Below are 13,426 nucleotides of genomic sequence, written 5' to 3' on the forward strand. Positions count from 1 at the left end.
AGCATTAGTCAAGGTGGTTAGGACGCAGATTGGAGAACGGAATCCATGGCATCATGGAGAGAATCAAACTGCTCAATACCGTGGCGAATACGGGCTTTCAGCCACGACCAACATTTCTCTATCTTGTTGAGGTCTGGCGAATAAGGCGGAAGATAGAGTAAACGGCATTGAGCTGCCTCCACCAGTTCAGCAATCCGCCCCCCTTTATGAAACGTTGCATTGTCTAGCACTAGAGTCTGACCTGGCTTCAGTGTTGGAATTAAGATGAACTCCAACCACAACTCAAACACTGTCCGATTACAACAACCCTCAAAGCTAAAGGGGGCTAAGAGTTGTTGATCACACCATGGGGCCATATAGCTCACCCTGCCCTGCCTCTTCCCTGATTTGAGGGCATGGAAGCGTTGTCCTTCCTCGCAGTAACCATAAGGATAATCCGAGTCTTGACTATTCATGCCAGCTTCATCGAGGTAAACCAACCCTTCCGGCTCCATCTGTTCAATCTGAGCAATCAACTCCTCTCGCTGTTGCTTCCAACGTTCTTGGTAGCCGTAAGTTTTTTTTCTGGTGAAGCCAATTTTCTTCAAGGCTCTGGATATGGTGCGAGGAGAGATGTCGTCATCCCAAAGTTCAGCCATTTGAGCGGAGGTTTTGTGGCCATGCTCTTAGGCAAAAGCCTTGAATTTGTGCCAGTCGGTAATTTTGTGGTTATGACCAGGTGGGCGATTAGGTTTAGGGAGGAAGTCTCCGGTGTGTTCTTTTCTTTGGAGCCAGAGATTGATAGTGTTCCGGCTGAGATGGAAAAATTGACTGGCTTTGGTTTTGGACATACCGTATAGTTCAATTGCATTGATAACTTTTTGTCTAAGGTCGTAACTGTAGGGGGCTGGCATTTTTGGTCTTCTTAGTCATCTCGTCCTCTCCATTATACGTCCTAACTTTCCTGTCTTATGCTATAGTTGAGGCAAGACGTGTTCTTGAGTAAGAGCACGAACACTCTTCTCATTGGCTTCAAGGGTGGTCAGTTCAGTAGGGTTAGCTTCGCTGTAGAGAATGGCCGCAATCGCGTCAAGGTGTTGCTGGAGTTGAGCTGGTTTCTGAGAATCCATGAGTAGAGGGAGGGTGAGTGGTGCTTCGCTCATTATGTAGGGCTGTGGGTGAAGGTTGCACTAAGTACAATTACTCATTTCTTAACTGAGATGCACCCTTTGAATGGGAGGGGATGGAGGCGACTCCATTCTCGACCCCTACCAGACGTGCCACGGTGTAGATGTAAATCCGGCAATAAGTAGGAGTTTTACGGCGAGAGCGAGTTGAAAGACTACGTGGTGCATATAGCTCTGAACGAAGAAGGACCAAGCGGTGAAATCAACACTATACCAATAACAATTGGGCAACCACATCAGGAGCCGTATGAGGCGAAAGTCTCAAGTACGGTTGGGAAAGGGAGGGGATGGGGGCGACTCCATTCTCGACTCTACCCATACATTATACTGTACTTTGTGTTTTGGGTAAAGGCTGTATAGATAATTAAGGGGAAATTAACAGCGAATAATTGATAAAAATTGACCTATATGGGTTAATATGGGTTTTGGGCTCAGTTCCTCTCCGTGTGGCGGAAAAGAGGGGGTGTCAAGACTTGTTTCCTATAGAGCGCGTAAAGTACCTCAGCATCTGGCATTTGTGAATGTTGGTTAGCCAAAATGTATCGGTTGGTCTAGCACCAGGAGTCCAATGTTCTCAACTCATAACCGGTGGTTAGTTATGTCCGAATTTTTTGATTTTCTGAAACACAAACACGCCTATATTGCGATCGGGGAGTTTAAGCCTGGTAAATTTGAAGAAGCCTGGAACTGTTTGAACAAGCAGTTTCAACCTACAGTACCGGGTTCAAAGGGTCTTATTTGCTACAGGAACCGGGAACTGATCGTGGTATTGCCATTATCTTCTGGGAAAATATCCAAGACATGGAAGCCAATCAAAGTGAAGCATATCAGGCTTTGCTAGATCAAATGACACCCCTATTCGCCAAAGCCCCGACTACTTCATTCTACGAAGTTCGCAGCGAAATTCGTGCCGCCGCCGAATCTCTAGTTTAATCAAAACTTGGGGCTGGTAACTCAAAAGCAGATAATGAACCTTGATTAATCATCACCCTGGTCGAGTTGAGTTAAACAGAAGCGTTTACCGTTGTCTTGGAATTGTAGAAGTCCAGATTGGTGTCAAGGGACTTAATGCGATCGCTTTTTTGCCCTAGCTGGGAATTTGTACTTATTTTGTCCATCTTCCCAGTAGGTTGTCCTCCATTGGGTCAGTCTGATTAATTACTCCTTGGCTTTTTCCCTAGGATGGTTAATTCGGCTAGTGCGATCGCTTAATCCTGTTGGGTACTGCCTATATTGATTTAGGATTGTGTAAATCAGCTTCATTAATTCGTTGTCTCTGGAGTTAACCTCTGATATCAGTTTCTGATTTTGCTTCATTAACTGCCAGACTAAAAAAACGGTAATGCCATCAGTTCCCAGTTTGACTATCTCAGGTAATATAGCACCAGACAGGAAAGTTAGGACGTATAATGGAGAGGACGAGATGACTAAGAAGACCAAAAATGCCAGCCCCCTATAGTTACGACCTCAGACAAAAAGTTATTGATGCCATTGAACTAGACGGTATGCCCAAAACAGAAGCCAGTCAAGTTTTCCATGTCAGCAGGAACACCATTAATCTCTGGCTGCAAAGAAAAGCACAGACCGGAGACTTCCTCCCTAAACCTCATCACCGACCTGGCAATAACCACAAAATTACCGACTGGCAAAAATTCAAGGCTTTTGCCCAAGAGCATGGCCACAAAACAGCAGCTCAAATGGCTGAACTTTGGGATGACGACATCTCTCCTCGCACCATATCCAGAGCCTTGAAGAAAATTGGCTTCACCAGAAAAAAAAACTTACGGCTACCAAGAACGTGATGAGCAACAGCGAGAGGAGTTTATGGCTCAGATTGAACAGATGGAGCCGGAAGAAGTGGTCTACCTCGATGAAGCCGGCATGAATAGTCAGGACTCGGATTACCCTTATGGTTACTGCGAGGAAGGAAAACGCTTCCATGCACTCAAATCAGGGAAGAGGCAGGGCAGGGTAAGTATGATAGCCGCATGGTGTCATCAACAACTCTTAGCTCCCTTTAGCTTTGAGGGTTGTTGTCATCGGACAGTGTTTGAGTTGTGGTTGGAGTTCATCTTAATTCCAACATTGAAGCCAGGTCAGACTCTAGTATTGGACAATGCAACGTTTCATAAAGGGGGACGGATTGCTGAACTGGTGGAGGCAGCTCAATGCCGTTTACTCTATCTTCCGCCTTATTCGCCAGACCTCAACAAGATAGAGAAATGTTGGTCGTGGCTGAAAGCCCGTATTCGCAACTGCACGTGAGCAGTTTGATTCTCTCCATGATGCCATGGATTCCGTTCTCAAGGCTGCGTCCTAACCGCATTGACTAGTGCTATATCAGTGCCGAGAGCGAAGTCCATGGCAACCACTGTGAAGCACACAATGCTGCCTGACGTCGTCGTTGTAGTGCCTTTCGGCGCCGACAAAATCTCTACGCCAAAACGCCATCAGGACTCGATCGAGCACTCTCGGTACAGCGTTTAATCCATAATTTGGTTAGACCGCGATGGTCGAGTTGGGAGACTCCTGCCATGGCGCTCGGTTTCGCCTCACGAGCGGTGAGTGTTGGCCCAATGCTTTCTCTGAGGAGCTTTCGAGACTTGCCACCTTAAGTGACCAGTACCATCAATAATAAACTAGCAGTTCACATCAAATTTCTGTACGTTTTTTAGCATTTATAGTGTTTAGGGCTGGCCCTAGTCAATCAAACTCAAGCGGGAGGTGTGAAATACCCATATATGGTAGAATATATAGGCAGTTTTGCTGTTCGCATAGCCTCCCTGGAAGGGAAGGATTAGTCCCTATAGGCGGTTAAAGCTGAAAACCTTTAGACAGAGTTTTGGACAATGCCCCGAATTTTAGTGATTGATGATGATCCCGCGATCGCAGAGCTGGTGGCGATTAACCTAGAGATGGCTGGTTATGAAGTCACCCTAGCCCCTGATGGTATAGTAGGACAAGCACTAGCGCTGCAACTACTGCCCGACCTGATTATTTTAGACCTAATGCTGCCCAAAGTCGATGGGTTCACCGTCTGTCAGCGTCTACGCCGAGATGAACGCACCGGAGATATCCCGGTTTTGATGTTGACAGCCTTGGGACAAACCCAAGATAAAGTCGAAGGCTTTAACGCAGGGGCTGATGATTATTTATAGCATTAGTCAAGGTGGTTAGGACGCAGCTTTGAGAACGGAATCCATGGCATCATGGAGAGAATCAAACTGCTCAATGCAGTGGCGAATACGGGCTTTCAGCCACGACCAACATTTCTCTATCTTGTTGAGGTCTGGCGAATAAGGTGGTAGATAGAGTAAACGGCATTGAGCTGCCTCCACCAGTTCAGCAATCCGCCCCCCTTTATGAAACGTTGCATTGTCCAATACTAGAGTCTGACCTGGCTTCAATGTTGGAATTAAGATGAACTCCAACCACAACTCAAACACTGTCCGATTACAACAACCCTCAAAGCTAAAGGGAGCTAAGAGTTGTTGATGACACCATGCGGCTATCATACTTACCCTGCCCTGCCTCTTCCCTGATTTGAGTGCATGGAAGCGTTTTCCTTCCTCGCAGTAACCATAAGGGTAATCCGAGTCCTGACTATTCATGCCGGCTTCATCGAGGTAGACCACTTCTTCCGGCTTCATCTGTTCAATCTGAGCCATAAACTCCTCTCGCTGTTGCTCATCACGTTCTTGGTAGCCGTAAGTTTTTTTTTCTGGTGAAGCCAATTTTCTTCAAGGCTCTGGATATGGTGCGAGGAGAGATGTCGTCATCCCAAAGTTCAGCCATTTGAGCTGCTGTTTTGTCGCCATGCTCTTGGGCAAAAGCCTTGAATTTCTGCCAGTCGGTAATTTTGTGGTTATTGCCAGGTCGGTGATGAGGTTTAGGGAGGAAGTCTCCGGTCTGTGCTTTTCTTTGCAGCCAGAGATTAATGGTGTTCCTGCTGACATGGAAAACTTGACTGGCTTCTGTTTTGGGCATACCGTCTAGTTCAATGGCATCAATAACTTTTTGTCTGAGGTCGTAACTATAGGGGGCTGGCATTTTTGGTCTTCTTAGTCATCTCGTCCTCTCCATTATACGTCCTAAGTATTCTGTCTTGTGCTATAACTAAACCCTTTGAACTCGAAGAAATGCTGGCTCGTGTCCGCGCGCTATTGCGACGCACCGATCGCATTCCGCAAGCGGCTAAACACAGCGAGATCCTCAGTTATGGAGTTCTTACCCTAGTTCCCGAAAGGTTCGAGGCGATCTGGTTTGATCAGACAGTCAAACTAACTCACCTAGAATTTGAGTTACTGCACTGTTTGCTACAACGTCACGGTCAAACCGTAGCCCCCAGTGAAATTCTCAAGGAAGTTTGGGGCTATGACCCGGACGATGATATCGAAACTATCCGGGTTCATATTCGCCATTTACGCACCAAAATGGAACCCGATCCACGTCATCCTCGCTACATCAAAACCGTTTATGGTGCTGGTTACTGTTTGGAACTTCCAGCAGGTAACGGCAAAAACTCATCAGAGGTGGGAGAGACTGATCTATCTGATGTATCTGATCAGGTGTAGCACCTCAATCAATGGTTTTTGAGTCGTTGATAGACAGTGACTAACCCGTTAGCATCACCCACATTACCTGGAAACAGGACAACGGGAAGATTAGGGAATTGGGTATGTGATGCGGGGGTTTTAACCATTGAACAACCAGCCATAACCTGTCCCAAGAGTCGCGCGGTGGGGAGGCTTAGACCTTTACTAAGGACATCATTGGAGGTGATGCCTCCCTTGCTAATCAAAAATCCAATATCTTTTGGTAAACCCCGGACAATATCCATTAACAAATCTGAAACCGCCACCCCAAATTCTAACCGGACTTGAGTATTGTCAAAGGTGATTTCTTGGCGAGAGGTGTACACTACAGGGGTTTGACCCGGTTTATGGATTTGAGCAATGCGATCGCTAATTTGGCTGAGTAACTCTTGACGTAGAGAGGGACTATCATCTAACAGGTGAGACACATCTACCTCAACCCCCACGATATCTGGTTCTTTCAATAACTGTTCAAGCTGTTGGGTAGATTTTTTCACATGGGAACCCATCAACACCACTCCCGGTTGATTATTTCGGGTATATTTCCCCATAGACTCCGGTGGTAATGGTTGGGGACCCAGGGAGGCTAGGGAGGTGAGGATACTCGCCGCGCTGCGGAATAAGAAACGTTTTCCCTTACTGGCGGCGGCTAGGATATCCGAGGCGAATTGGTCTAGGTCGCTTTGGGTTTCCCCGTCAACTCCCACACATTGGTTATCACTGAGTTGCATCAGTCGGTCTAGGGTCCCGTTGCGAATGTCCCCCAATGTGAAAAGTTGCACAGCTTCGGCTTTAATGCGTCCTTGGGTCTTTTCCTCTACATAATCGGGTAGGTAGGAATAATGGTAGCTGAATACTGAATCGCGAGCAAATTCCGTTTGGTGTACAGGGGTATCAACGCCGTCTATTTTCAGGTAGTGGGTTCCCCCTCTGGTTATCCGTCCCCCTTCAAAGAAAGCGGGAACTAAAAAATGAGCGTCAAAGGGGCCTAATTCTTCGGCGATCACATCGGTTTCTATGGGGTAGTGACCCCGTAGGGTGGAGTCAGACCGACTCACCACTAAAAAGTCTTCGATAGACTCGGCGGCGATCGCTATTTTCAGATTATGGGTAACTTCTCGTGTAACTGTGGCTGCTGCTTCTGGGGTTAATGCTCTGGTATTAGTTAAGATAAAGAATATCGGAGACTGGTCACTAAGTCCCAGCCGTAAGGTTTCTACGTCCCATTGTGTCAATAACAGACAACTATGAACCGTTTGGGAACCGGTGGGGTCATCATCCAGAACTATAATTTTAGGTGCCATTGCTTTAGTGTGGAAGTAACAAGAGAAAGATTGAGTCAGACCGTAGGACTCTCTGACCACCTTACCATTAATGGTAACTTGAATCTACAGCCCATACAAATTTGTTAATGGCTTTCCAGTTATCATTGACAGTCAACAGGTTGTAGGATGATCGCCAGATGAATCAGTTGATTTATAGTCTTCCCAAAGCCGAACTACATCTTCACATCGAAGGGACTTTAGAACCACAGATGATGTTTGACCTCGCTCAAAGAAACCATCTATCTTTATCTTTCGCGTCAGTGGCGGATGTGCAACAATCCTATCATTTCTCCAATTTACAATCCTTTCTGGATTTATATTATCAGGGCGCTAATGTTCTCCGCACTGACCAGGATTTTTATGATTTAACCTGGGCTTATTTACAAAAATGCGTTCAGCAGAATGTCCGCCACACGGAAATCTTTTTTGACCCCCAAACTCATAGCGATCGCGGTATTGATTTCTCCGTTGTCTACCAGGGGATACACTCCGCCCTACAAGATGCCAAAACCTATCTAAATATCTCCTCCCACTTGATTCTTTGTTTCCTCCGAGATTTAAGCGCAGAAGCTGCCATGAATACCCTTGAACAAGCCTTACCTTATCAAGATGGCATTATGGCTGTCGGTTTAGATTCGGCGGAATTGCACAATCCTCCTAGTAAATTTAAACAGGTATTTGATAAAGCCAAATCTGAGGGGTTTTTAACTGTCGCCCATGGGGGAGAAGAAGCCGGCGCTGATTATATTTGGGAAGCCATTAATCTCTTACAGGTATCCCGGATTGATCACGGTGTCCGCTGTACAGAAGACCCGGAATTGGTTGCTTATTTGGTACAGCAACAAATCCCCTTAACTGTCTGCCCTTTGTCTAATGTTAATTTGAGGGTCTTTCCTGACATAAAATTCCATAATATTAAAAAATTGCTTGAGTTGGGTTTATGTGTTACTATTAATTCGGACGACCCCGCTTACTTCGGGGGATATATTAACGAAAATTATCTCGCTGTTCAAGATGCTTTGCATTTCACTAATTCTCAACTGATACAGTTGGCGAAAAATTCTTTTATCGCTTCCTTTCTCAGTCAAGCCGAAAAAGATAAGTATTTAGCCGACATCGATAATAATCTATATAATTGTGGTAATTGTGGCGGCGGGTTCCCCTGTTAATTATCTATAGAAGGTTATGTTAACTTTTGTAACGAAAAGTTAAGAAATGTTGCGAACAATTTTTTCTGGAGGGGGCGGTGGTTTTTTGGTGAAGTTTGTGCTATCATTTTAAATAATGGGAATATTTGTTAAATTTTTATTTAAGCAAAAAGTCGATTATTTAAAAGTATGTCAAGATAATATCATTAGTTCTGGGTGCTTGTCAACCTGTTGGCGCTAATTTGTCGGAACAATTTTTTAAAAATTGAATAATAAATCAACACGGGGTGAAGATTAGGCGATCGCATGAATGAATATGGATAAATAGAGTTGTTGAAGGAAGGGGACAAAGAGAATGTTAAAATGGCCAGATGTGGTTATTCTGCGGCGTAGTAGGTGTGTGAAAGTTGTAGCAGTGATGTTGCTGCTAGTGGTGTTAATTAGAAGCATTCCTTATTCAATACCAATTAGGGCGAAAGATATCCGTCAAAATTCGGTATCGATGGAATTTAGCGATCGCCAAGGTTTAGCATTAGGAACAATTCTCAGCCAAGACCAAAGTCATACGGCTGTAGTCCCCTTAAAGGAAGTTTCCCCGTATTTTATCCAAGCCATTATTGCAGCAGAAGATAAGCGATATTATCAACATGGTGCTGTAGATATAATAGCGATCGTGAGGGCGGTCATGGAAGCCATACAAGCCAGAGAGATAGTTAGTGGCGCGTCTACTATTACCATGCAACTAGCGCGAATGTTAGAACCCTCACCCAATACTCTCCCGCACAAAATCAGAGAAATTTGGTTATCTTGGCGACTATTTGCTGGAATGAACCGAGACGAAATTCTAGCAGCTTATATTAACCGTATTCCTATGGGTGGTAACCTGTATGGTGTGGAAGCGGCGGCGCGGACTTATTTTGGTATAGGTGCTTCTGACCTAAGTTTATCGCAAGCGAGTGTATTAGCGGGACTTCCCAACGACCCAACGGATCTAAATCCTTATTTCAATTGGGAGGGACTGAAACAGCGGCAAAAATATGTTTTAGATCGCATGGTAGAAGATGGGTATATAACCCCAGAAAAAAGCGATCGCGCCTATCGAGAAACTCTGAGAATTGCACCTCGCGAACAGGGTATTATCGCCGCGCCTCATTTTTTATTTTGGGTAGCTAGTCAACTGTCAAAGGCAGAAATTACCAGCCCCAAAATACAGACCACCTTAGACCGGACTCTCCAGCAATTTGTAGAAACCCAAGTCCGTCATGTCGTGACGGCTTTAGGGGGTCAAAATGTTAATCATGGGGCGGCTATAGTGATTAATAATCATACGGGGGAAGTTTTAGCGTATGTAGGTTCTCCTGATTATTTTAACTGGCAAAATTTAGGTTCAAATGATGGAGTGCAAGCCTGGCGACAGCCGGGTTCAACCCTGAAACCATTTTTATATCAATTAGCGATCGCCCAAGGAATTATCCGACCGAATACCATACTCCCAGACGTACCCACATATTACCCTATTCCCGGTGCTAAACTGTATGCACCCGTTGATTATAGTGAAACCTTTTTAGGACCTGTGCGGGTACGAATTGCGTTAGGTAATTCCTTAAATATTCCGGCTGTGCGAGTTTTAGAAAAAGTCGGTGTAGGTGAGTTTTTATCACGTTTACATCAACTAGGTTTTACCCACCTTGACCGAGAACCGGAACATTATGGACTTGGGTTAAGTTTAGGTAGTGGCGAGGTGAGTCTTTGGGAATTAGCCCAGGCTTATTTAACTTTTGCGAACCGGGGAAAGTTCACGCCACTGGTGACTACAATTATACCAGAAATTGCGCCCCCGTGTAAACAGAAATGTATGCAAATAGACACAGCCACCAGTTGGGAATTAATTGTAAATATGCTGGCGGACTCCCATGCTAGGGCTACAGCCTTTGGAGTTGATTCCGTGTTAAATTTACCCTTTCCGGTAGCCGTAAAAACAGGGACTTCTTCTGATTATCGAGATACTTGGACGGTGGGATTTACTACTGATTACACCGTCGCAACTTGGGTGGGAAATTTCGACTCTCAGCCGATGCAAAATATTTCGGGTGTCATGGGGGCTGCGCCGTTATGGAATCAGATTATGATGTATCTTCATAGAAACAAAAAACCGGATAATTTCCCGCCGCCAGAGGGATTATTTGAATTGCCGATTTGTAGCCATACGGGATGGAAACCCACTGATGATTGTGGCTCAGGGATTGTGTTAGAATATTTCTATCCAGAGGATATTAAGGATTATGATAACCTGTCTGTGACGGGGGAGTTACCCGCCGCATATAATGAGTGGTTATCGCAACAGGAATCGCCTCATTTAAGTTCAGGAAAACTGAGGATTGTTTTACCTCAAAATAATGATTATTTCCTGGTCACTGCGGGTCATGATTCGCCCCTAGAGTTGAAAGTTGCGGGAGTTGACAATCAAGAAATCCAATGGTTTATTAATGATAATAAGATAGCCACAACCACCAGCAAATCAATATTTTGGCAGCCAGAAATCGGAGATTTTACCCTGAAAGTAGTCACCCGTGAAAATATGAGCGATCGCATTAATTTTCAAGTGAGGGAAGCCGAAGTCAAACCGTATCGGCGGGGTTTTTCCATAGGTGAAGATTGACAGGGGCTGCGGGACAGACCCCAAACCGAAGCCAGCCGAGGGAATGTAAAGTTTAATTACAACTTTTGTGAAAATATTGAGAAATGTTCCAAAACCTCATCTTAGCCTTAGCCTAGAATTTTATAAGTCACGAGATTAACTGAGATGGAAAAGTTAAAGAAATACCGGATCAACTGTACCCTTACCTATGGCGACATTTACGGTCAAATCATGATTTGGCTGATCGTCATTTTCATCGCCCTAGCCTCCTCCCTAGCCTTGTGGAGTAGTTCTCAGCAAATTTTTGCCCTCACCATGCTAGGACTGATTGTAGTGCTATCGCTGCCGTTTCTGCTGTTTGCCTTCGTTACCACCTTGTTAAACCATATCGAAGTCATGCCCACAGACATCAACTCAGAAACAGCAACAGATCAGGAAATTAAGGGATCTGAACAGCCAGCGCAAGCTACCAGTTAAGACACCATAGCAGTCAGTCAACCCTAAAGACTTCCTTGCCTTTTGGCAGGGAGGTTTTTTTTTGTTTAACTATGGAATATGTGCAAATATCGAACAAACTAGAGAACTATGCTAGAACATGATGTAATTATCGTTGGTGGTGGTTTAGCGGGAAGTCGCGCGGCCGTTGAGATAGCCCGGACTGACCCCAGCCTAAATATTGCTGTTATAGCTAAAACGCACCCCATTAGGTCTCACTCTGTAGCAGCCCAAGGAGGTATCGCGGCGACTCTCAATAATGTTGACCCTGAAGATACCTGGGAAGCCCACGCCTTTGATACGGTGAAAGGGTCAGACTACCTAGCAGACCAAGACGCTGTGGAAATTCTGGCGAAAGAGGCCCCAGATGTAATTATTGACCTGGAACACATGGGGGTTTTGTTTTCGCGCCTCCCGGACGGTCGTATCGCCCAACGGGCTTTTGGAGGTCATACCCACCGCCGCACTTGCTACGCGGCTGATAAAACTGGACACGCTATCCTCCACGAGTTAGTTAATAACCTGCGTCGCTACGGTGTGCATATCTATGATGAGTGGTATGTAATGCGCCTGATTCTGGAAGAAGGGGAAGCGAAAGGTGTGGTGATGTATAATATCCTCGATGGTACTATCCAAGTGGCTAGGGCTAAAGCGGTGATGTTCGCTACGGGTGGCTATGGTCGGGCTTTTAACACTACTTCTAATGATTTTGCCTCTACGGGGGATGGCTTGGCTATGTCGGCTTTGGCGGGGATACCGTTACAGGATATGGAGTTTGTCCAGTTTCACCCGACAGGCCTTTATCCGGTGGGTGTGTTAATTTCTGAGGCGGTACGCGGTGAAGGGGCTTATTTGATTAATAGTGAGGGCGATCGCTTTATGAAAAATTACGCCCCCGGTAAAATGGAGTTAGCCCCCCGTGATATTACTTCTAGGGCAATTACGTTAGAAATTCGTGCCGGACGGGGTATTAATCGTGATGGCACTGCGGGCGGCCCGTTTGTGTATCTGGACTTGCGACACATGGGGCGGGAAAAAATTATGAGTCGCATTCCTTTCTGTTGGGAAGAAGCCCATCGTTTGGTGGGGGTTGATGCGGTGGTTGAACCTATGCCTGTGCGTCCTACGGTTCACTATTCTATGGGGGGTATTCCCACTAATACTGATGGTCGGGTTCTCGCTAGTGCTGATAGTTTGGTAGATGGGTTATTTGCTGCGGGTGAGGCGGCTTGTGTGTCTGTCCATGGGGCTAACCGTTTGGGTAGTAATTCTCTGTTGGAGTGTGTGGTTTATGGGAAGCGGACGGGGGCGGCGATCGCACAATTTGTACAAAACCGTAAATTGCCAAATGTCAACGAGTCGCACTACCTCCAAGAAGCTAAAAATCAGGTACAGGAATTACTGGATAAGTCCGGGGACTGTCGCATTGGTCAACTTCGACAAGAATTTCAGGATGCTATGACTTTGCATTGTGGAGTTTTTCGCACTGAAGATGTCATGCAGGAGGGCTTAAATCAGCTTCAGATATGCCGTGAACGTTACCAAAATATTTATTTGGATGACCGGGGTAAATTGTGGAATACAGAAGTTATTGAAGCCTTGGAATTACGGAATATTATGATTGTGGGTGAGATGATTTTGACTTCTGCCCTCAACCGTCGCGAGAGTCGGGGCGCTCACAGTCGCGAGGATTATACTACCCGCGATGACCAGAATTTCCTCAAGCATACTCTTGCTTACTATTCCCAGGCTGGCATTGATTTGGCTTATCGTCCTGTGGCTATTACTATGTTTGAACCCCAGGAACGCAAGTATTAAATCACTCAAATTATCATCTCCCCTGTGACCAAAGAAGACTTTTACAGGGGAGAAAATTTAATTGATAATTCAAGATATCGGTCAGGGAAAGGCGATCGCCTACGGGGTTCCGGTATACCTCGCCTCCCACGGAAAAGATTAATACACCCGCCACTGTGAACACAAGCTGACTTCCCAGAAACCGGGTTTCTGAAATCTTGACATTTGGGATGGGATAGTGGAAAGTGAGTGATTGGTGATG

At 45.6% G+C, this 13,426-nt stretch carries 7 protein-coding genes and 7 pseudogenes; 9 read left to right on the forward strand and 5 right to left on the reverse strand.

Annotated features, from left to right (window positions below):
• Positions 1-17 precede the first annotated feature (17 nt).
• Both HFV01_RS17105 and HFV01_RS30870 read right to left on the reverse strand, forming a co-directional pair.
• A pseudogene (locus tag HFV01_RS17105) lies at positions 18-893 on the reverse strand (IS630 family transposase).
• A gap of 63 nt (positions 894-956) precedes the next feature.
• Positions 957-1,109 (reverse strand): annotated as a pseudogene (locus HFV01_RS30870) (ISKra4 family transposase); the annotation flags it as partial.
• 655 nt (positions 1,110-1,764) lie between these two features.
• Between HFV01_RS30870 and HFV01_RS17110 the strand changes: the two are divergent.
• Positions 1,765-2,099, forward strand: a pseudogene (locus HFV01_RS17110) (antibiotic biosynthesis monooxygenase family protein).
• Positions 2,100-2,324: 225 nt separating this feature from the next.
• Here the strand turns inward: HFV01_RS17110 and HFV01_RS17115 are convergent.
• Positions 2,325-2,558: a hypothetical protein gene (locus HFV01_RS17115; protein WP_035759725.1), complete on the reverse strand. Its 234-nt coding sequence runs from the start codon at positions 2,556-2,558 to the stop codon at positions 2,325-2,327.
• A gap of 50 nt (positions 2,559-2,608) precedes the next feature.
• On the opposite strand from HFV01_RS17115, the pseudogene HFV01_RS17120 reads away from it, so the two are divergent.
• The 3 pseudogenes from HFV01_RS17120 to rpaA (HFV01_RS17125) all read left to right on the forward strand — a co-directional run.
• Positions 2,609-3,486: pseudogene (locus HFV01_RS17120) on the forward strand (IS630-like element ISAtsp1 family transposase).
• A gap of 19 nt (positions 3,487-3,505) precedes the next feature.
• Positions 3,506-3,781 (forward strand): annotated as a pseudogene (locus tag HFV01_RS30875) (IS1 family transposase); the annotation flags it as partial.
• Between the two features lie 234 nt (positions 3,782-4,015).
• Positions 4,016-4,321, forward strand: a pseudogene (gene rpaA, locus HFV01_RS17125) (two component system response regulator RpaA); the annotation flags it as partial.
• 18 nt (positions 4,322-4,339) lie between these two features.
• On the opposite strand, the gene HFV01_RS17130 reads toward rpaA (HFV01_RS17125), so the two are convergent.
• Positions 4,340-5,216 (reverse strand): IS630-like element ISAtsp1 family transposase gene (locus tag HFV01_RS17130; protein ID WP_108614764.1). Its coding sequence is split into 2 segments (ribosomal slippage): positions 4,340-4,885 and positions 4,887-5,216, totalling 876 coding nucleotides; the frame shifts between segments, so codons are not numbered across the junction.
• Between the two features lie 62 nt (positions 5,217-5,278).
• On the opposite strand from HFV01_RS17130, the pseudogene rpaA (HFV01_RS17135) reads away from it, so the two are divergent.
• A pseudogene (rpaA, locus tag HFV01_RS17135) lies at positions 5,279-5,740 on the forward strand (two component system response regulator RpaA); the annotation flags it as partial.
• An 8-nt stretch (positions 5,741-5,748) separates the two neighbouring features.
• On the opposite strand, the gene HFV01_RS17140 reads toward rpaA (HFV01_RS17135), so the two are convergent.
• Positions 5,749-7,065, reverse strand: coding sequence for a four-carbon acid sugar kinase family protein (locus HFV01_RS17140; RefSeq protein WP_006620393.1), 1,317 nt, complete (start codon positions 7,063-7,065; stop codon positions 5,749-5,751).
• A gap of 158 nt (positions 7,066-7,223) precedes the next feature.
• On the opposite strand from HFV01_RS17140, the gene HFV01_RS17145 reads away from it, so the two are divergent.
• The 4 genes from HFV01_RS17145 to HFV01_RS17160 all read left to right on the forward strand — a co-directional run bounded on the left by HFV01_RS17145 (position 7,224) and on the right by HFV01_RS17160 (position 13,185).
• Positions 7,224-8,255, forward strand: a complete 1,032-nt coding sequence (locus tag HFV01_RS17145; RefSeq protein ID WP_008049781.1) for an adenosine deaminase — start codon at positions 7,224-7,226, stop codon at positions 8,253-8,255.
• A 334-nt stretch (positions 8,256-8,589) separates the two neighbouring features.
• Positions 8,590-10,893: a penicillin-binding protein 1C gene (pbpC, locus tag HFV01_RS17150; protein ID WP_187757978.1), complete on the forward strand. Its 2,304-nt coding sequence runs from the start codon at positions 8,590-8,592 to the stop codon at positions 10,891-10,893.
• A 144-nt stretch (positions 10,894-11,037) separates the two neighbouring features.
• Complete coding sequence (locus tag HFV01_RS17155) at positions 11,038-11,349, forward strand: hypothetical protein (protein WP_006620397.1); 312 nt, start codon at positions 11,038-11,040, stop codon at positions 11,347-11,349.
• Between the two features lie 108 nt (positions 11,350-11,457).
• Positions 11,458-13,185: a succinate dehydrogenase/fumarate reductase flavoprotein subunit gene (locus tag HFV01_RS17160; RefSeq protein ID WP_006620398.1), complete on the forward strand. Its 1,728-nt coding sequence runs from the start codon at positions 11,458-11,460 to the stop codon at positions 13,183-13,185.
• Positions 13,186-13,426 lie beyond the last annotated feature (241 nt).

This window comes from Limnospira fusiformis SAG 85.79 (assembly GCF_012516315.1).
Taxonomy (GTDB): Bacteria; Cyanobacteriota; Cyanobacteriia; order Cyanobacteriales; family Microcoleaceae; genus Limnospira; species Limnospira fusiformis.